Here is an 18279-nt window from a genome sequence, read left to right on the forward strand (position 1 = left end):
TTCGCCCTTCTCCTGTTGGCCGCCCTTGCGGCGGTCGGCCTGGTCGTCGGCATCAGCGTCGGGATCGGCGACCTGCCGATCCCGCTTGCAACGACGTTTGCCGCCATCACGAACAGGCTGGGATGGACGGCCGTGGAGCTCAACCGCATCCACGAGACGGTGATCTGGGACTATCGTCTCAGCCGCGCGCTCGTGGCCGCCTTCTGCGGCGCGGGACTGGCTCTGTCGGGTGCGATCATGCAATCGCTGCTGCGCAACCCGCTGGCCGAACCCTATGTGCTCGGCATCTCCGCCGGCGCATCCACCGGCGCGGTCGCCATCGTCATTCTCGGCCTCGGTGCGGGCGCGGTTTCGTTGTCGGCCGGGGCGTTTGCCGGCGCATTTGCGGCCTTCCTTTTCGTAGCGCTACTGTCCAACGGCACGCGTGGCGGCGCCGACCGGACGATTCTCGCCGGCGTTGCCGCTTCGCAGCTCTTCAACGCCGCCACATCCTACATCGTCACGACATCAGCCAATGCGCAGCAGGCCCGCGACGTCATGTTCTGGCTGCTCGGCAGTTTCGGCGGCGTGCGCTGGCCGGCGTTTGCGCTGGTTTCGGTCGTTATCGGTTTCGGGCTCGCCGTCTGCCTGCTCCATGCAAGGGTTCTGGATGCTTTTGCCTTTGGCGACGAAGCGGCCGCATCCCTCGGGGTCAACGTCGGCCGCACCCGCATCGTCCTGTTTGCGCTGACAGCGATGATGACGGCCACGATCGTCAGCATGGTGGGCTCGATCGGCTTCGTTGGCCTTGTCGTACCGCATGCGGCGCGTTTCGTCGTCGGGCCGCTCCATGTCCGGCTTCTCCCGGCGTGCGTCGTCGCCGGCGCGATCTTCATGGTGCTTGCCGACATTGCCTCACGTGCCCTCATCCCGCAGCAGGTCCTGCCGATCGGGGTCGTCACGGCGCTGGTCGGCGTGCCCTTCTTCTCCGTCATTCTCTACCGGTTCCAGCGCGCGTCATGAGTATCAAGGCAGAAAACCTCGTCTGGAAAATTGGCAGGAAGACCATTCTTGACGGCGTCTCCTTCGAAGCGCCGCCGGGAAGGATGCTTGGCCTTCTTGGCCCGAACGGCTCCGGCAAGACATCGCTGCTGCGGCTTCTCGCCGGCCTGAAGCGCCCCCATTCCGGGCGCATCTTGCTCGATCGCAAGGACATAGGGGCCATCGGGCGCCGCACGATCGCGCAGCGCGTCGCCTTCGTCGAACAGCATGCAACGACCAACGCCAATCTCAGGGTCGTGGATGTCGTCAAACTCGGACGCTTTCCGCACCGTTCGATGTTTTCCGGCTGGACGCTTGCCGACGATCAGGCTGTCGAGGAAGCGCTGGAGCGGGCCGGAATGAGCAGCAAGAGGCACGATCGCTGGCAGAGCCTGTCCGGCGGGGAAAAGCAGCGCGCCCACATTGCGAGGGCTCTGGCGCAGTCGCCGAAAGAACTGATCCTCGACGAACCGACCAACCACCTCGATATCCAGCACCAGATCGGCCTGATGCGGCTCGTGTCCAGCCTGCCCGTCACCAGCATCATCGCGCTGCACGACCTCAACCACGCGGCCATGTTCTGCGACGCGCTGATCGTCATGCAAGGCGGGAAGATTGTCGCGTCCGGCACGCCGGCCGACGTATTGACCAAAGAGATGCTCAGGGACGTTTTCTCGGTGGACGCCCACGTCGAGACCTCACCCTATCATGCCGGGCCGCACATCCACTATCGCCGTTGACGATGCTGCCCTGCGATTTCAGTTGGCGCAGAGCTTCTTCAGCGCATTCTCCACGCCTTTGCGAAGAGCAGCCGCTATCTCCGGTTCGAACGTCGTGACAACGTCGCCGAACTCTCCCGCTGCCTCGACAATATCGATCGAACTTGCCTCCGTCGCGCAGGTGGCGAGATTTGCCTGCAGGTGAATTCGGGCCTTTGCCGAGAATCCGCCCTCCAGAGGCGAATCCTGCGACGTCTTGCACGCGAGCGTGCCGAGCGCGTTTGCCTCGGCCTGATCCCCGTCAACTCTGATTTCGATCGTGTCGATTTTAACGAAGTCGAGCCGGTCGATGCCCAGTTCGACTTTCACGCCGAAAACCGGCTGCCTGACCTTCAGTGGCTTGCAGGGCTGCGCGGCCGCGATCGCCCGTTCGAGAACATTGGCCGCGAATGCCGGCGTACTCAAAAGCGGTGCGGCAATGACGATCGCGCTGAAGGCCACGCATCCCGGGTGGCGCCAGCCGTTCCGCCATCCCGCGCCCTGACGCTTCCTGTCGCCGGGCAAGCCGGATCCCGTCTTCGAACGAACGTCACGATTATCGACCCGCATGGTCTTCCTCACGTCGAAATGCGTCTGGCGATATCAGAATACAATGTCCCGATGCAAAGGAAAGAACGTTGCATCGGGTCGTTGCCCGCGCCTGCGACGTGACCTTAAGACAAAGGACGGGCAGAGCAGTGCCCGGGGTTCTGGCCCTGTCCCTGCCCGTCCTCGACCGGCAAGCCGGCCGATCTTCCTGGCACCTGTCCCAAACCTTCGCAGACGCGCTGGACAGCGCCGACCCTTCCGTCAATGCGTCATTGCCGGCTTTGACTTCTTTTCCGTCCACTGAGGCGGAGCGCCGTACCTCGAAGCGAGCGCGCCAAGCAGCCCGGGCGCGCGCCCGAACGCTTCGCAGGCCGCATATTTCGGTTTTCCGCCGAGCCAGGAGCGTGTGCGTTGTCTCGACGGGAGCGAAAGGTTCAATCCCTTCGGCTCCTTTCCGGCAATCAGCACTCGCGAGAAGTCGTCGGCGAATTTCGCAGCCAGTCCATAGGCGTCGCCCACTTCGGAAACGCGGGGTTTGTCCTGAATGGAATTTGCGCCACGCGACCACAACATCGCGGCATTTTGCGTTCCCGCGGCGTCGAGCGCTTCGGCTTCGATCGCCAGGCCGCCGAGGCCGAAGGGGAGGCGCGGCACGCCGACAGGCAGGGCAAAGCCGGAGCCGACGCTGACGACAGTGGCGACGCCGGCAACTGCCTTGTTGGTCGGAACGATGTCGGCGATAACCGACCGGATCGTCAGATCGGCCGGCTGGCCGGCCGGAACCATCTGATATTTGTCGCTCAGCGCCACGCAAAGAGCCCGATCGAGAGCGTTGGAAACCATCGACCGGTCGGCTTCGGACCTGATTTTGGACGCAGCGCCGAAGGAAAAGACCGTCGGGACGATGGCAACCGTCTTTACCCGCGCCAGCTGTGGCCCGTCGACATAGAGCCGTTTCTTGGCAAACGTCCCCTTCTGCGGACCGAGTTTCTGGTAGGAAGCAAGCGTTCCGGCCTCCTTGAGCGGTACGGCAGCGCATCCGGAAACGGTCGCCGCTGCCAGCAAAACAATGAATCCCAGGAGCAATGCCCTGGATGGACGCCTGAAAGGCGGCTGGTTGAAAAATCGACGGCGCGAATGGAAATTGCTGGGCATGTCTGTCGTTGGCCTCCGGTCATGACGATGACCGGACACTCGGAGCGAACCATTGCCGCAGAATTACATGGCCCGCCGCGTCCGGCATCTTGAAGCCGGATCGATGCCCCTATTCCCTTGCCCCGCTCCATTTGCCGGTTTCACACCGTCGGCACGATGACCGGCGTGTCTGTTCCGGCAAGCCTCAGCTTGGCGGAACAGACACGGGCCTTCGCCGTCAGGCAAATCCATCTGTTTCTTTCGCATTGCGGCAAGACGACATGTCGAAAGGCGGAGCCGGTCATGTTTCCGCAATTATTGGAGCCCAAATGGAAATCCGTTCAACGCGCAAAGGACGGACCTGACCTTCCCCGTCCTCAACTTTGGAACAGGCCATGGCTTCAGAACGGACAGCAGGACCGGCCGCAAGGCTGGCAGCTATCGCATCCAGCTCCATTGCCGTCGCATATCTCGCTGCGGCATGGGGAACGGGCAACATCCGGCAATGGCCTGTCATCCCGATCTTCGGGAGAGTGGGAAGGGCGATCAGTCTCGGGACAGGCGGGATGAAAGCGGATTTCGTGCGGTTCGAACCTGCAGCACGGGTCAGCGTGCAGCCGTGACGCACAAGACCATGCTCCACCTGCTCGCAAACCTGTTGTTCGCAACGATCCTGTTCGGAGCGCTTTTCGGCGGTCCGATCGTGATGCTCATTTTGCTTTCGGAGCGACTTGCGCTGTGATGACGCGAACCGGCAGGCCAATATCCCGGTACGCGGCCTCTGCGCCGGCGCCCGCTGCCGCAGACGCGCCGCGTGACCCCGCCGGGCGGCGGCCCTGCGATCCCCGCCGGCGCAAGGACCATGCTCCGCCGCTCGATTCTGCTCCTCGATCGCGACCTTCCACCGGAATCCTATTCAAACAAAGGAACACGAAATGCCTGCAGTTCGCTTGCCAGTCGGCCGATTTTTCATCCCGTTGCTCGCCCTTGCGGTTCTGGCCGGCGCACCGGCGCACGCCGAAGAACCTCTTTCCAGCGTGATTGCCGACGGCAAGCCTTGGGAGATGGTCGTCGTCAAACGAAGGGCTTCCAACATCCTCGTATTTCGTCCGGATGGCGGCGGCACGATCAGCGACAGCCTGGTCAGCATCAACCCGACATGGAGGGCCGTTCCGAACGGAATTTGGATAAGGCCGCGGCCGGAAGACCCGGAAAAATGCCTTCGGCTGACCCGGACGAAGGCCGGCATCGAAGCCTCGCAGAACGGCAAAACCGTTTGGCTGCTCAAGCGATGAAGCCCCAGCCCACAGCCAGGATTTCGATGTCGACGCAAGCGGGCGCATATGGCTGCCGGCGCCCCCTCCCCCGATCAGGTCTTGTCCTGTTGTGAGAAAGGCCGCCTGACGACGTGGCCGGCATCAGTCGAGTGCTTTCGAACTGCTGCCGGCCCATGCCGAGGCATAGTTTCGCTGGCCTCCAGCCGCTTAAGAGCCCCGAAGATCCAGGTGATTGTTGATCTCGGGAGCATCTATCCGGTAAGGGAAGCGATCAAACAGGGATTCGGTTACTTTGCCACCGGCAGGAGACCCGAGAAAAAGGTAGAAATGCGCTACTTCATTACGGGAACGGCAGGCTTCATCGGCTTTCATCTGGCCCGTCGGCTGCTGCAGGATGGGCATGAGGTAACAGGCTTCGACGGACTGACACCCTATTACAATGTCCGGCTGAAGGAGATGCGTCATGCGGCGCTGACGCAATATCCTGCCTTCCGCCCGGTCATCGCTATGCTCGAGGACAAGGCAGCGCTGGAAGCCGCCATTTCAGCTGCAAAGCCGGACGTTCTCATTCATCTGGCAGCGCAAGCCGGTGTGCGTTACAGCATCGAACATCCGCAAGCCTATCTGCGTTCGAATATCGAAGGATCCTGGAATATCCTGGAACTGGCAAGCCGCATCGAACTGCGCCACCTCATGCTGGCCTCGACCTCCTCGATCTACGGCGCCAACACGCATGTTCCTTTCCGCGAAACCGACCGCGCCGACGAGCCGCTGAGCTTTTATGCCGCCACCAAGAAGTCGATGGAGCTGATGGCGCACAGCTACTCGCATCTCTACAAGGTCCCGACCACGGCCTTCCGCTTCTTCACCGTCTACGGCCCGTGGGGCCGGCCCGATATGGCGCTCTTCAAATTCGTCAAGAACATGATCGAGGACAAGCCGATCGAGATATACGGCAAGGGCAACATGAGCCGCGATTTCACCTATATCGACGATCTCGTGGAAGCCGTGGTCAGATTGTCAGGCGTCGTTCCCTCGGAAGCCAACCGCGTCGCCGATGCTGAAATCGAAACCCTCTCGCATCAGGCCCCCTTCCGCATCGTCAATATCGGCGGCGGCCAGCCGGTCAGCCTGATGGACTTCATCGAGAAGGTGGAGAATGCGATGGGACACAAGGCAAAACGTGTCATGCTGCCGATGCAAAAGGGCGACGTGCCGCGCACCTTCGCAAGCCCCGATCTTCTCCAGGCCCTGACGGGCTACCAGCCGAGCACGCCTTTGGAAAAGGGCGCCAGGGCCTTCGTCGACTGGTATCTGGAAGCCAGGCAGGAACTCGGCGTGGTCGACATCTGACCCGCTGACGGCTATTGCGATGCGTCAATACGCTTGAGGCAATAGGAAAAGTGAGCATCCGGTTCGAGCGTCAAAAACTCGAAGCGCCAGCCATATTCGACACAGAATTTGTTGACCGCCTCGACAACCCCGTAGACGACGGGTTTGACCGTGTTTCCGGTACAGAAATCATGGCCGGCGATCCGGCCATCCTGCTTCACCTTCCGGTCCGCAAGCAGAAGTTCCTCCCAGGTCAGCGCGAAGGAATGATCGGTATCGATATAGAGCCAATCGAAAGTGGCATCGTCGAACCGGGACAGCATGTCGAGCGATGTACCCTGACGAATCACCACACGGCCGTCGGCGATCTCGGACGCGAACTTGCCGTTGATGATGCCGAGGCCTTCGGAATAGCGGTCCATATTCCACGGATCGACGAGATAGAGCTGCCGGGGCTGGTTGCGTGCCAGAATCTCCTCGCTGAAAGCCCCTTCTGCCACGCCGAGTTCAGCAACGACCCCACCCTTCGGCAGATTGTCGAGCAGCCTGCCGCGATCAGGCAGCAACCTGGCATGTTCCGTGTGGACGTTGTCCAAAAAGACCCGTGGGGTGCTTTGCCGAAGGGCTGCTCGCTGCTCTCGCGTCGTCATTTTCGCTCCATATTCTGACAGACGCACCTCTACAGACAATACCCCTCGCGGGGAAGAGCGGCATGCACAGGCAAATTGCTCAGAAATTCAAAAAGAGGCTTGCGGTTCTTTCTCAATATCGCTAGAGACGCTGCACCGAACGATGACACAGAGCATCGCGGGCGATTAGCTCAGTTGGTAGAGCGCCTCGTTTACACCGAGGATGTCGGGAGTTCGAGTCTCTCATCGCCCACCATTCCCGAATTCCCCCTTTGATTACGCATCGCTTTTTTTCCTCGTTTGTCTCATTTGAATTTTGAGGCTGCGAAAGTGAGACACTTTGCTTCTCCTCGATCTGCTTTAAGCCTCGATAGGCGCCGGCGATCAGCTTCCGTCTGTTGGCTTTGTCCACGTAGATTTGCGCCGTTTTCATGTTAGTCCAGCCGAACACCGCCATCAGCTGAGGCGCTGAGGCACCGCTTTCCGCGAAGGCAACGGACGCGGCCTTTCGGAGGCCGTGCGCTGAGCATTTCGGCAAACCCGCTTTATCGCACCATTCGCGCATCTTGTTCCCGAGCCGGTCGATCACGAACGGCTTGCCGAACGATGTGACCAGATACGCATCATGCCCTGTTTTCGTGGCTGCTAGTGCGGCCTCAAGTTCCTTGGTCATCAACGCTTCGATCGTCACAGTGAAGCGATCACGGTTCTTATATGCGGTGAAACGAAGCCAGCGTTGGCCCTCAATTATCGTTTCATTGCGTGGGCCGAGGCTGCAGGCGTCGGAACGACGGGCGCCAACGTTGATCATGATTTCCATCCAGGAGCTCGCGGATCTTGCACGCGCCCCAGTGCGGCTTGTCTTGTCTGCATCGCACGATCATCCCCGAAAGGAATTCGTCAGAACTCAGCTCCAGCACCTTCAGCTTGAGCACCATGCCATTCAATTCGCCCGAATCGCTGCCCGAGGCGTGGTAAAGCCGATTTCCATATCGACGACTTTATTTGTGGAAGAACGGTTGGAATTCAGATTGCGATTTGCAACGACAATCTCGACACACCGTCAATCTCAGGCTACGCAAATGCCGCCATGTTTGATCAACCCAAGATTACAAAAAAAGACAATTACAGACCGGACATCGATGGCCTTAGGGCAATTGCTGTCAGCGCGGTGGTTTTCTTCCACGCCTTTCCAAAACTCTTACCGGGGGGGGTTCCTAGGCGTCGATGTCTTCTTCGTTATTTCCGGCTATCTGATTACCGGCATTATTTTACGGGATATCGGAGAGAGGCGTTTTGCGTTGTTGGCGTTCTACCAACGTCGCATTCGACGGATTTATCCTGCACTCATTCTCATGCTGATCGCTTCGCTAATTGCAGGCCTTGCACTATTGATGCCGACCGAGTTTCAGCAACTGGGGTGGCACACTCTTGGATCGGCTTTATTCATACCCAACCTACTGCTGTGGGGAGAGTCCGGCTATTTTGACACAAACTCTTTGAGCAAGCCACTGCTACACCTATGGTCGCTGGGCGTCGAGGAGCAATTCTATCTTGCGTGGCCAGTTGTGCTGTGGATGGCAGCTCTCACCAAGATACCGCTGCGCATTGTTCTGGCAGCTATTACCGCGCTGTCTCTGGCTCACAATATCTACCTGTCGACGCACGATCCGATCGCGGCGTTTTATTCGCCCTTAAGTCGCACATGGGAACTGGCGGCGGGGGCAATACTTGCGGCCGGCCCGCCAATCGCCCTTTCTGCCCGCATTCGAACAGTTGCGCTTGGCTTAGGGTTAACGCTAGTAGTTGCCGCCCTCGTACTAGCTCAGGAGGCCACTATCGAACCTTTGCACAATGGCATGGTGGTTTTCGGCGCCGCCCTCATGATAAGCTGTGGCGAAAATAGCCCGCTTTCTCGTTTATCGACCTCAACCAAGCCATTCGTCGCGATCGGTCTTATCAGCTATCCACTCTATCTTTGGCACTGGCCCATTCTGGTTTTTGCCCGCAAGATCGACGGCCAGCCAAGCGCCCTTGTCACGTGCCTCTTTGTGGCGCTTGCAACTGCACTTGCTGCCGTCACCTACCTTGGAATTGAAAGACCTTTGCATCGTGTCCCCGCGACCAAAGTTGCGTCTGCATTCCTGGTGGCTCTTATTGGTATCGGATGCTTCGGCGCAGCCAACAGTCAGGTCGACATGCGATCCCTCTTCTATCCCGAGAAAATGAGAGATATACTCGTATACTCTCGCTACGATTTCCGGTCAGACGCCCGAATTGGCACATGCTGGCTTTATGACGAAAGCCAGGATTATACGAGTAACTGCGCTCCAAAGCATGTGCAAGGTCTCCCGAGAATAGCTGTTTGGGGTGACTCGCACGCCGGCCGTTTATACCCCGGCCTTGCAATTGCGGCGCAAGGAAGAGCGCAAGTGGGAGACTATGCGGCAGACGCCTGCCCTCCGATCGTCGGCGCGGCCTCAACATGCGGTCTCTTCGTATCTCGCGCACTGAAATCCATCCTTGACAGTAAACCAGACATCGTCGTTCTCTACGCTCACTGGTCACACTATTCCGACACTTTCAGCGCGGACAACTCTTTCGCGATCGGCCTAAATGCTACGATTGACGCACTGGAACACGCAGGGATAAGAGTGGCGCTTGTCGGACCGTTCCCGAATTATTCGGAAAAGCTTCCGGACTTAGTGTTCAAGAAGTGGCTTTCGAGCCGATCAGGCGGAATACCGATTGCAATCGAGGGTATGCCATCCAGCGATGTTGCGTCGGCAGAGGCTGCACTGAGCACGCTCGCCAAGACGCGTCACCTAGAGTATCTGTCCCTCACCAACTTACTCTGCCGAAATGACGCTTGCGCTACAACATGGTCGGGCGACCCATCTGACCTGCTTTCATGGGACTACGGCCACCTAACCACCGACGCAGGGAAGTTTGTCGGTGACAGGTTACTTGCTAACCTAGGATACTAAGAATAGTTGACCGGGTGCGTTATTCCTTTGCGTTCCGGCGCGCAAAGTTTGGACGCCAATTGACAACTCCTTTCTCGCGGGCCAAGTCGGGGCCAATCAGCCCCTCGTCAGCCATAGAGGCTTCAGTCATGCATTTAAACATCAAGCGCCCTCTACTGTTACGTCTTTTTATCCTGGGTTTTCTCTGTCTTTGTCTCCTGTGGTCTCTAGGACTTTTGCGTGTCTCCCCAGAAGCAAATCTAAAACGAATAGGGTTTGCCGAATGGCAGCCGCGGGACTCTGCCGGTGAGTTTGTTTACAAAGGTAAACTCTGGATTTTGGGCGGATGGAAAACTGGCCCCGTCGAACTACTTCGAGATGTTTGGAACTCGACCGATGGCGTGAAGTGGAGCCTCGTTCAGCCTAAGCTTCCCTTCGACTACACCGACTTGCCGATGACAATTGTGTTCAAGGACAAGATGTGGGTACTCGGTGGCAATAGACTTTCAGACCCAGAGCATCCCACCAGTAACGCAATTTGGAATTCCGATGACGGGATCCAATGGACGAAGGTTCAAGACGCTGCAGCATGGAGCCCTAGAACAGCCACTCCAATCATCGAATGGAATGGTGAACTATGGATTTTTGGCGGCGAGGAGGTGGTCAATGGTAAGCCTATTCTCAGAAACGACGTTTGGCGTTCCAGCGACGGTATTAACTGGACGAAAGTTACAGAGCACGCGGCTTGGCAACCGAGAGCGTTCCACACGGCGCTCGCTTACAAGGGTAAACTTTGGGTAATTGGCGGAGGGTCTTATGCCCCAGACTTCATTGCCTTGAATGATGTGTGGAGCTCGGTTGACGGTGTCAATTGGACTAAAGTTTCTGACGCCCCATGGCATGGAAGGATTTGGTTCTCCGGGGTCGTATATCGGGACCTCATGTGGATTGTAGGAGGGTGGAGTAAGAAGACGTTGAATCTTGACGACATCTGGTACTCGGGTGATGGCATCAAATGGACACGCCTAGCTTTGGCCGGTAGTTGGCGAGGGAGACACGAGCAATCGACATACGTTTTCAACGACAAGATTTTCGTTGCCGGCGGTCACGCTGACCCAATCACCAACGAGGTATGGGAGCTCAACATCCCCTCGCCGAAAGACGAGCATTGAAGGCTTCATGAATCGGATCGTATCGGGCAGGCACTAGGTATTTCGCCCCCAAGTTTGATGGCGCAATCTTTCCCACTAACTGGAAGGAATCGCTATTGGTCGGATACGCCACAGCAGCACCACGACCAAGCAATAGCGGTCGAAGAATTGATAAGCAAACGAACGAAAGTAAATGCATGAATTCGGCCCATGTCGATAGCTTCGCCCGCCAGGAGGAACGCTTACATGTATTGGACGGAATGCGCGGATGGGGAGCTATATTCGTCCTGTTTTTTCATGTCTTCTGCGAGGGCTTGCCAGTAACGGCTGAGAGTGGTGCTTATTTGCGTCGGCTTCTGCCGTTCAGCGGTTTATACGCCGTGCTTGTATTTTTTGTGGTGTCGGGAATTTCGCTGTCGTACGGTTATTTCAGAGAACGGAATGTTGAGAAACTGATTGCAGCCGCAGGCTCTCGTTACTTTCGGCTAGCGATCCCTATTTTCGTGGTTGCAGTTGCTGTGCACCTTGCAATGATCGCTGGGCTACACAGCTTATCCAAAGAAAGAATAGCGCCGTTTTCAAACGCTTTGAGTTTTCAATCCACGATAGAAAACGTCCTGCGCTTTTCGTTTTTCGATGTCTTCTTTAACTACAATCCAGGTCTAACTTACGCTGGCCCGATGTGGACGATGAGCGTCGAGCTAATTGGCTCTTTCCTTCTTTTCGCTGTTCTTTTGCTCAGCTGCCGATCGGCATACTATCTCGCGATCATTTCTGCTGTCTCTTTCATACTTATGTTTTCGGTGACCCAGGTTTTTAAATTTTACTCGTTGTTCCTTTTTGGCGCCATGATCGCAGGCCTCATTCACAGGGGATATGCTAAAGATATCTCGCCTTGGTTATTCGCAGGAATGCTTGCAATCGGCATATCCGCCCCCGCCTATTTGCCGCCTGCCTATGATGCTTGGAATATGTTAGCCACGGTCGCGTTGACGCTTGGGTGCATAGGGATTAAGCCAGTGAATAGCTTCCTGTCATGCCAATTCTCCAAACTTCTTGGCATAATATCGTTTCCTCTTTATCTCGTTCATGGACCCATTTTGGTATTAATTGGAGAGCCGCTCGTTCACAACTTCGGCGGGACGGCGCAATCGAAATTCGCCATTGATGTCGGGATCTGCGTGATCTCAGTTCTCGTTGCGTTGCCCATGATTCCCGTAAATAGACTCGCCATCCAGATATCACGGTTTTTCGGCCGGCAAGCGGTCTACAGCTACAATCGTGTCAGGATCCAACTAGCTCCATCGCAGAATTGAGTTTCGATCTCGCCCACGTAGACTGAACAATAATATTCCCGACGACTTGGTTATCGCAATGGCTCCGCCTTGCGACAAAGAGGATCGACTGCTATGCGTTCCATCCACAGAGAGACAAGCTAGGGAAGACGTTATCGTCGGTATAGTATGAGAGTTTTGGTGACTGGCGGAGCGGGATTTATAGGCTCCGCTGTCGTTAGGCATATGGTCTTAGAAAGGCAATGGACGGTCTGCAACGTTGACTGCCTGACCTATTCTGGGAATGAGAGGTCACTCGATTCGGTTAATGGATTGGCGGAGTACAGCTTTCACCGCCTAGACATCTGCGACACCAGCCACATTAGGACGCTCATTTTCGACTTTAGGCCTGATATTATCATGCACTTGGCTGCGGAAAGCCACGTCGATCGATCAATCGACGCACCTGACGTCTTCGTCCAGACGAATATTGTCGGCACATATAGCCTGCTGAAATCGGCGCGGGCATATTATGATCAGCTTCCGCTTGCAAGAAAGACGACATTTCGATTTCATCATGTGAGTACTGATGAAGTTTTCGGTGAACTTCACGAAGGTGACCCCGCCTTCACTGAAATCCATCGCTATCGTCCAAATTCACCTTATTCGGCGAGTAAGGCCGCAAGTGATCACTTGGTTGTCGCTTGGCATCGGACATACGGGCTTCCCACCCTTATTACCAATTGCTCCAACAATTACGGACCCTATCATTTTCCAGAGAAGCTTATTCCGCACATGATTGTGAGCGCTCTCAGTGGAGCCGATCTTCCAGTTTATGGCAACGGGCACCAGATTAGGGATTGGCTCTTCGTCGAAGATCATGCTCGTGCCTTGGCCCTTGTCGCGGAAAAGGGGACGGCTGGGGAAACATATAATATCGGCGGCTTGGCAGAACGTCGAAATATCGACGTTGTCTGCGAAATTTGCTCAATATTGGATGAGCTTCGGCCATTGCCTGATGGCAAGAGTTACAAAAGCCAGATAGTTCATGTCGTGGATCGGCCTGGACACGATTATCGCTATGCGATGGATATCAACAAGATCAAGAGCGAGATAGGCTGGGAACCTCGGGAGAATTTCGAGACCGGCCTTCGCAAAACCGTTCAATGGTACCTAGACAATGCGCATTGGTGGCGAGCAATTCTCGATGGAAGCTACCGCTTGCAGCGTATGGGGGCCGGCGTATGAAGAAAGTTGCGATTGTTCAGTCAAACTACCTTCCTTGGAAGGGATACTTTGACATGATTGCTTCGGTAGACGAGTTTATCCTCTACGACGAAGTACAATATACGCGGCGTGACTGGCGCAATCGCAATAAATTCAAGACGCCACAGGGACTGCAATGGTTGACCGTACCCGTAAAGGTCAAGGGTCGCTACCTTCAAACCATCAAAGAGACTGAGATCGATGGCGACGGTTGGCGTGAAGCTCATTGGAAAAGCCTGGCCTACAACTATGGCAAGGCTCCCTATTATCATGACGTCGCCACACTAATCGAACCCATTCTCCTGCACGGAAAGCAAACATTCCTTTCCGATTTGAACGCAGACCTGCTGAAAGCGGTCTGCAGCTATCTAGGAATTACAACCTATATCCGGCAGGCTTCTGAATTTGACCTTCTTGAAGGGAAAAGCGAGCGCCTTTTGGGCGTTTGTCTTGCGACCGGCGCTACCACATACGTATCCGGCCCTGCAGCACAGGATTATCTCGACCAATCCCTTTTCGCGGACGCTGGTGTTGCCGTAGAATGGTTTGATTATCGCGGATACCCGATCTACCCTCAACTCTGGGGTGATTTTGAGCACAGCGTCTCCATTTTGGACTTGCTGTTTAATTGCGGCCACGACAGCAAACTTTATATGCAGCATCTAAACATTGGACGATAGGACTTCTACAAATTTGCTGGATCCAAGGTGATAGAATGACTGATGGAACAAACGAGCTTCTGGGTGAGGTTGCAGTTTACTACTCAAATCGGCTTGCGCAACATGGGCAGACCGCTGCGGGTGTAGACTGGAGAGACACGGACAGTCAAATTCTTCGCTTTGATCAGTTGCTGAAGCTTGTTGCGGCTGCGAAGCCATACACCCTGTGCGATATCGGTTGCGGCTACGGCGCCCTCCTCGATTATATCTCGGACCTTGGGCATTCGATCCGGTACATCGGGCTGGACGTTTCGTCGGCAATGGTCAACGCTGCTCGGCAGCGTTTCGTTCACAATCCAAACGCTCGGTTTGAGATTGCAAGCCGCCCCGACACCCTTGTCGATTACAGTGTCGCCTCAGGGATCTTCAACGTTAAACTTGAGAGATCTCAGGAGGAGTGGGAAGAATATCTACTTGAGACGCTCGACGTGATGAACGAGGTCAGTACACGCGGGTTTGCGTTTAATTGCCTGACGTCTTACTCCGACGCAGATAAAATGCGTAGAGACTTATTTTACGCGGACCCCCTTCATCTGTTCCATATTTGTAAAAGCCGCTACTCGCGACATGTGGCACTCCTGCACGACTATGGACTCTACGAATTCACGATGATCGTACGGAAATGAAGATGAACAAAATTGTGATATTTGGTGCTGGCGACATTGCACAACTTGCACACTATTACTTCAGCACTGATAGCGCATATGAGGTCGTTGCCTTCACGGTCGACAAGGCCTTTCTGAACGAGGATAGCTTTTGTGGCCTCCCGGTCGTCAGTTTTGAGGAGGTGACCAACCGGTATCCTCCGACCGAATATTCAATGTTCGTGGCCCTCAGTTACGCAAAGCTCAACCAGATCCGCAAGCAGAAATTTGAGGCTGCAATTGCCGCTGGCTATGAGCTCTGTAGCTACGTTAGCTCCAAGGCCACAACCCTGAATGGCGCCGCCCTCGGAAGGAATTGCTTTATCCTGGAAGACAATACGATTCAGCCCTTCGTAAAAATCGGCGATAATGTGACACTCTGGAGTGGAAATCACATCGGTCATCATTCGACGATCAGTGACCACACCTTCATTTCATCTCATGTTGTTGTTTCCGGCGGCGTAACCATAGGAGAAAGCTGCTTCATTGGCGTAAACTCGACATTGCGAGATCATATCACCCTCGGCAACTTTTGCGTGCTGGGGGCTGGGACCGTACTTCTTTCCGATGCTGCAGAATACAGTGTCTACAGCACTCCAGAGACCGAACGATCCCGCGTTCCAAGCAATCGATTGAGAAATATATGACGGCGAACTGGGTCTGGAGAAAACGTGGAAGGCTATTTGTAGCAAGTGGAGAGAGGCATCCCAAGCTAATTACCCACCAAGCCAATCCACTCGCAGTCCATTTGGAAAACGATGTTTTCCGAATCTTCTATAGCGGCAGGGATCGTGAAAATCGATCCTCGGTCGGCGCGGTAGACATCGAGCTTCCCACAGGGGTCGTGATTTGCGATCACATTGAGCCATTTGTTGTGCATGGCCCGGAAGGCAGCTTTTACGAGGCTGGGATCAGTATTGGCAATGAATACTCAGCGGATGGCGATCGCTTCATTCTCTTCATGGGGTGGCAAAATAAGCCAGGTGATCACTGGCGCGGAGACATCGGACGCCTCAGGGTGACCCCAGAGGTCAATCTGGAGATTATAGACGAACATCCCTATCTTGTGAGCGATTCCGAGGACCGTATTAGCTTGTCCTATCCGTGGGTTCGCAAACACAATGCCGAATACCAAATGTGGTATGGATCGACAGACACTTGGGATGGCGGAAACGGTGAAATGGTCCATGTGATCAAGGGGGCCATATCTCCAGACGGAGGAAGCTGGCGGAAGACCGGCCTAGCTGTCCCCTATATTCTCGGCACCGCCCAAGCGTTTTCTCGCCCAACGGTCATACGATTGAACGATGGTATCGATCATATGTGGTTTTCATACAGAGCAGGAGACGGCTCGACGTATCGGATAGGCCACGCGCAGAGTACTGATGACGGCGCTACCTGGATGTTGGCACTTGATTCGCTTTCCATTCACCCGTCTGAGAGCGGTTGGGATAGTGAAATGATCGAATATCCCTTCGTCTTCACACACAGAGGTGCAGTTTACATGCTCTATAACGGAAATGGATTTGGCAAAAGCGGCTTCGGTCTTGCTGTACTCGAGGGCCACAATGCTTCGGTTGCTTGACTATGGATACATTGCAGCGACGATTTGTTTTACAGTTTACGGTCAAATGATGTTGAAATGGAGGATAAGCCAGTTTGGCGCTCTTCCCTCTGACCCACTCAGTAAGCTGAAGTTTCTTGTTCTGCTTCTTTTTGATCCTGCAATTTTTACAGGTTTTGCGGCAGGCTTTTTGGCATCGCTCGCATGGATGGCAGCGATGACCAAATTCCCTCTGAACCATGCCTACCCATTCATGAGCTTGAACTTCGTTGTGGTCGGAGTATTGAGCTACTGGCTTCTGGCCGAACCTATCTCCGCACAAAAAAGCGCGGGCCTGGGCCTAATCGTATTGGGGACGATACTTGCTGCTCGAGGGTAAGAAGCAAGACCGCCAGACGATCGGGAGTCGTTACAATTTTCCCATCGCATTTGCCGTCAATTTGATACTCGGCATAGGGACGTGTGTTTTCTTGCCCCCGGCATGGGAAACGAACGACGACGCAGCGATGGCGATGATCGCGAATGGCCGAGGCCTGGCCGCCGAGCCGTCATCGCAGCTTATCTTTTCAAATTACATCTGGGGTCAGGCAGTTCGACTGCTGACAGCAATATTCGGTTATGTTGGTTATTCAATTGGTGCTTTCGCCTCAATTACTATAAGCGGCACGATCATTTACTATACCCTGCGAAAGTCCGGCTGCATGCACATTCTGTGCGTTTCGGTCGTTGGCCTGCTTCTCTTTCGGCCATGGTCGGTTCCGCAATTCACGCTTACTGCCGGTTTAACGATGGTCGCCTCAATATGTGTTCTTCACTTATTCTGTCAAAGGAAACGACTATACCTGCTAGCGGCCAGCTGCCTGTTGGCTTACCTCTCCTACATTATCCGAAGTCAGGAAGCATTCCTCGTCCTTTTGGTTGCTCTCCCCTTCATTCTTAAAGGTGAAATCTTTGGAAACCGGGCGACGTGGATTGCAGCTATTGTCGTCGGTTTAGCCGTCCTAGTCTCATCGGTCATGGACTATATGAGCTACCAAACGCCCCAGTGGCAGACGTTCAACGAGGTCAATTTCGCGCGTGCACCATATACCGACTTCGGCGCTGGCTTAATGTTGCGCGATCGGCCCGATATCTACAAGGCTTATGGATTTTCCAGCAACGATGCCACCCTCATCACGGGCTGGGGTCTGTACGCGGTTCCCACTCTGGCAAATCCCATCATACTTACCGAAATGTTAAGGAAGCTAGGCCTTGTCGTGTTTACGGGTGGCGCCGCGCAAAACGTGATGCTGGCAATCAATGCGTTCAAGCATCCCTATCTTCTGTATCCCCTTGCCGCGGCTTTGCTTCTGCTTGTACTATGTCGGCTGAGTTGGCGAATGATTGCATCCTGGGCAATTTGCATTGCCACTATCATTCTGCTGGCGCTTCTCGGCAGGCCCGCAATCATGAGGGTCTATTATCCGCTTCTTGTTCTTCTCACGGTGGCCCCTTTATTATCGAGGCCATCAGCATTTCGGCAATATCTGGTCTCCAGTATTGTTATTTATTGTCTGCTCGCCAATGCCGCTCACATATCCGCCGTGGCATCTCGCTCCACGTTGATCCAAAAGGACGCGCTGTTTGATCTCAATCTATTGAACGGCGCACCCCTTTATGTTTGGGGCGATCAATTTCCGTTTCAAAAGGTTTATGGGCCAACACGCGATTTGACCAACGGTCTTGATCTGAAGATCTATGGATTTGGTGTCTTCACGCCTGCACCTTTTTCGGTTGCGGCTGAAGAAGTAGCGGGAGGGCGTTCGTTCGAACAGCAATTACGGTCCTCCCAAGGATTGTTCATGATGGCATCTTCGCAAGATCTACGCACCTTGGGCAGCTACTGCAAAGAGCACTTTGTCGGTAACCTGGATGTCCAAGATATTGGTAAGATTGCCGACTCTCCACTTCGGAAGGTCCAATGCGTGATCCCGACACCCTAGGAAAGATATACTGA

At 55.2% G+C, this 18279-nt stretch carries 17 protein-coding genes, 1 tRNA gene and 1 pseudogene; 15 read left to right on the top strand and 4 right to left on the bottom strand.

Annotated elements, in window-relative coordinates; genetic code table 11:
* Positions 1 to 12: 12 nt before the first annotated feature.
* Positions 13 to 1002, top strand: a complete 990-nt coding sequence (locus tag ACFPWW_RS18495; RefSeq protein ID WP_377313037.1) for a FecCD family ABC transporter permease — start codon at positions 13 to 15, stop codon at positions 1000 to 1002.
* Positions 999 to 1760, top strand: coding sequence for an ABC transporter ATP-binding protein (locus ACFPWW_RS18500; protein ID WP_113500634.1), 762 nt, complete (start codon positions 999 to 1001; stop codon positions 1758 to 1760). The genes ACFPWW_RS18495 and ACFPWW_RS18500 overlap by 4 nt, the downstream gene beginning before the upstream one ends.
* 18 nt (positions 1761 to 1778) lie before the next feature.
* Here ACFPWW_RS18500 and ACFPWW_RS18505 read toward each other — a convergent pair whose 3' ends face one another.
* Together ACFPWW_RS18505 and ACFPWW_RS18510 are read right to left on the bottom strand one after the other, a co-directional pair.
* Positions 1779 to 2348, bottom strand: a complete 570-nt coding sequence (locus ACFPWW_RS18505; protein ID WP_377312868.1) for a hypothetical protein — start codon at positions 2346 to 2348, stop codon at positions 1779 to 1781.
* 240 nt (positions 2349 to 2588) lie between these two features.
* Entirely contained in the window at positions 2589 to 3482 is an 894-nt protein-coding gene (locus ACFPWW_RS18510; RefSeq protein WP_377312869.1) for a DUF3313 domain-containing protein, read from the bottom strand.
* A gap of 1016 nt (positions 3483 to 4498) precedes the next feature.
* Between ACFPWW_RS18510 and ACFPWW_RS18515 the strand changes: the two genes are divergently transcribed.
* Together ACFPWW_RS18515 and ACFPWW_RS18520 are read left to right on the top strand one after the other, a co-directional pair.
* Positions 4499 to 4756, top strand: a complete 258-nt coding sequence (locus ACFPWW_RS18515; RefSeq protein WP_377312870.1) for a hypothetical protein — start codon at positions 4499 to 4501, stop codon at positions 4754 to 4756.
* Positions 4757 to 5065: 309 nt separating this feature from the next.
* The gene (locus tag ACFPWW_RS18520) at positions 5066 to 6091 is read left to right on the top strand and encodes an NAD-dependent epimerase/dehydratase family protein (protein ID WP_112756894.1); all 1026 of its coding nucleotides are present in this window, start codon (positions 5066 to 5068) and stop codon (positions 6089 to 6091) included.
* Between the two features lie 11 nt (positions 6092 to 6102).
* Here the strand turns inward: ACFPWW_RS18520 and ACFPWW_RS18525 are convergent, their stop codons facing one another.
* Positions 6103 to 6720: a class I SAM-dependent methyltransferase gene (locus ACFPWW_RS18525; protein ID WP_377312871.1), complete on the bottom strand. Its 618-nt coding sequence runs from the start codon at positions 6718 to 6720 to the stop codon at positions 6103 to 6105.
* 159 nt (positions 6721 to 6879) lie between these two features.
* On the opposite strand from ACFPWW_RS18525, the gene ACFPWW_RS18530 reads away from it, so the two are divergent.
* Positions 6880 to 6955: transfer RNA gene (locus ACFPWW_RS18530), tRNA-Val, on the top strand.
* 201 nt (positions 6956 to 7156) lie between these two features.
* Here the strand turns inward: ACFPWW_RS18530 and ACFPWW_RS18535 are convergent.
* Positions 7157 to 7519, bottom strand: a pseudogene (locus ACFPWW_RS18535) (tyrosine-type recombinase/integrase); the annotation flags it as partial.
* Between ACFPWW_RS18535 and ACFPWW_RS18540 the strand changes: the two are divergent.
* The 10 genes from ACFPWW_RS18540 to ACFPWW_RS18585 all read left to right on the top strand — a co-directional run bounded on the left by ACFPWW_RS18540 (position 7509) and on the right by ACFPWW_RS18585 (position 18265).
* Positions 7509 to 9686: an acyltransferase family protein gene (locus ACFPWW_RS18540; RefSeq protein ID WP_377313038.1), complete on the top strand. Its 2178-nt coding sequence runs from the start codon at positions 7509 to 7511 to the stop codon at positions 9684 to 9686. The pseudogene ACFPWW_RS18535 and the gene ACFPWW_RS18540 overlap by 11 nt on opposite strands.
* Positions 9687 to 9814: 128 nt before the next feature.
* Positions 9815 to 10837, top strand: a complete 1023-nt coding sequence (locus tag ACFPWW_RS18545; RefSeq protein WP_377312872.1) for a hypothetical protein — start codon at positions 9815 to 9817, stop codon at positions 10835 to 10837.
* A 176-nt stretch (positions 10838 to 11013) separates the two neighbouring features.
* The gene (locus tag ACFPWW_RS18550; RefSeq protein ID WP_113414019.1) at positions 11014 to 12132 is read left to right on the top strand and encodes an acyltransferase family protein; all 1119 of its coding nucleotides are present in this window, start codon (positions 11014 to 11016) and stop codon (positions 12130 to 12132) included.
* Between the two features lie 147 nt (positions 12133 to 12279).
* The gene (rfbB, locus tag ACFPWW_RS18555) at positions 12280 to 13338 is read left to right on the top strand and encodes a dTDP-glucose 4,6-dehydratase (protein WP_377312873.1); all 1059 of its coding nucleotides are present in this window, start codon (positions 12280 to 12282) and stop codon (positions 13336 to 13338) included.
* Positions 13335 to 14036 (top strand): WbqC family protein, encoded by a 702-nt coding sequence (locus ACFPWW_RS18560; protein WP_113414017.1) that lies wholly within the window; start codon positions 13335 to 13337, stop codon positions 14034 to 14036. Before rfbB ends, ACFPWW_RS18560 begins: the two co-directional genes overlap by 4 nt.
* A 35-nt stretch (positions 14037 to 14071) precedes the next feature.
* The gene (locus tag ACFPWW_RS18565; RefSeq protein WP_377312874.1) at positions 14072 to 14701 is read left to right on the top strand and encodes a class I SAM-dependent methyltransferase; all 630 of its coding nucleotides are present in this window, start codon (positions 14072 to 14074) and stop codon (positions 14699 to 14701) included.
* A gap of 2 nt (positions 14702 to 14703) precedes the next feature.
* Positions 14704 to 15366 carry an acetyltransferase gene (locus ACFPWW_RS18570; protein ID WP_377312875.1) on the top strand — a complete coding sequence of 221 codons (663 nt, stop codon included), beginning with the start codon at positions 14704 to 14706 and terminating at the stop codon, positions 15364 to 15366.
* A complete protein-coding gene (locus ACFPWW_RS18575) occupies positions 15363 to 16304 on the top strand; it encodes a hypothetical protein (protein WP_377312876.1) in 942 nt (313 codons plus the stop codon). The genes ACFPWW_RS18570 and ACFPWW_RS18575 overlap by 4 nt, the downstream gene beginning before the upstream one ends.
* Complete coding sequence (locus tag ACFPWW_RS18580) at positions 16288 to 16662, top strand: EamA family transporter (RefSeq protein WP_377312877.1); 375 nt, start codon at positions 16288 to 16290, stop codon at positions 16660 to 16662. Before ACFPWW_RS18575 ends, ACFPWW_RS18580 begins: the two co-directional genes overlap by 17 nt.
* Positions 16646 to 18265 (top strand): hypothetical protein, encoded by a 1620-nt coding sequence (locus ACFPWW_RS18585; RefSeq protein WP_377312878.1) that lies wholly within the window; start codon positions 16646 to 16648, stop codon positions 18263 to 18265. Before ACFPWW_RS18580 ends, ACFPWW_RS18585 begins: the two co-directional genes overlap by 17 nt.
* The last annotated feature ends 14 nt before the right edge of the window (positions 18266 to 18279 follow it).

The sequence above is a fragment of the Rhizobium sp. GCM10022189 genome (assembly GCF_042656325.1).
Taxonomy (GTDB): Bacteria; Pseudomonadota; Alphaproteobacteria; order Rhizobiales; family Rhizobiaceae; genus Rhizobium.

What these genes read in the sequence shown, in the direction of transcription:
- ACFPWW_RS18500 (WP_113500634.1), top strand. Translation starts at nt 999, where the DNA reads ATGAGTATCAAGGCAGAAAACCTCGTCTGGAAAATTGGCAGGAAGACC.
- ACFPWW_RS18505 (WP_377312868.1), bottom strand. Translation starts at nt 2,348, where the DNA reads ATGCGGGTCGATAATCGTGACGTTCGTTCGAAGACGGGATCCGGCTTG.
- ACFPWW_RS18510 (WP_377312869.1), bottom strand. Translation starts at nt 3,482, where the DNA reads ATGCCCAGCAATTTCCATTCGCGCCGTCGATTTTTCAACCAGCCGCCT.
- ACFPWW_RS18520 (WP_112756894.1), top strand. Translation starts at nt 5,066, where the DNA reads ATGCGCTACTTCATTACGGGAACGGCAGGCTTCATCGGCTTTCATCTG.
- ACFPWW_RS18525 (WP_377312871.1), bottom strand. Translation starts at nt 6,720, where the DNA reads ATGACGACGCGAGAGCAGCGAGCAGCCCTTCGGCAAAGCACCCCACGG.
- ACFPWW_RS18540 (WP_377313038.1), top strand. Translation starts at nt 7,509, where the DNA reads ATGATTTCCATCCAGGAGCTCGCGGATCTTGCACGCGCCCCAGTGCGG.
- ACFPWW_RS18545 (WP_377312872.1), top strand. Translation starts at nt 9,815, where the DNA reads ATGCATTTAAACATCAAGCGCCCTCTACTGTTACGTCTTTTTATCCTG.
- ACFPWW_RS18550 (WP_113414019.1), top strand. Translation starts at nt 11,014, where the DNA reads ATGAATTCGGCCCATGTCGATAGCTTCGCCCGCCAGGAGGAACGCTTA.
- rfbB (WP_377312873.1), top strand. Translation starts at nt 12,280, where the DNA reads ATGAGAGTTTTGGTGACTGGCGGAGCGGGATTTATAGGCTCCGCTGTC.
- ACFPWW_RS18560 (WP_113414017.1), top strand. Translation starts at nt 13,335, where the DNA reads ATGAAGAAAGTTGCGATTGTTCAGTCAAACTACCTTCCTTGGAAGGGA.
- ACFPWW_RS18565 (WP_377312874.1), top strand. Translation starts at nt 14,072, where the DNA reads ATGACTGATGGAACAAACGAGCTTCTGGGTGAGGTTGCAGTTTACTAC.
- ACFPWW_RS18570 (WP_377312875.1), top strand. Translation starts at nt 14,704, where the DNA reads ATGAACAAAATTGTGATATTTGGTGCTGGCGACATTGCACAACTTGCA.
- ACFPWW_RS18575 (WP_377312876.1), top strand. Translation starts at nt 15,363, where the DNA reads ATGACGGCGAACTGGGTCTGGAGAAAACGTGGAAGGCTATTTGTAGCA.
- ACFPWW_RS18580 (WP_377312877.1), top strand. Translation starts at nt 16,288, where the DNA reads ATGCTTCGGTTGCTTGACTATGGATACATTGCAGCGACGATTTGTTTT.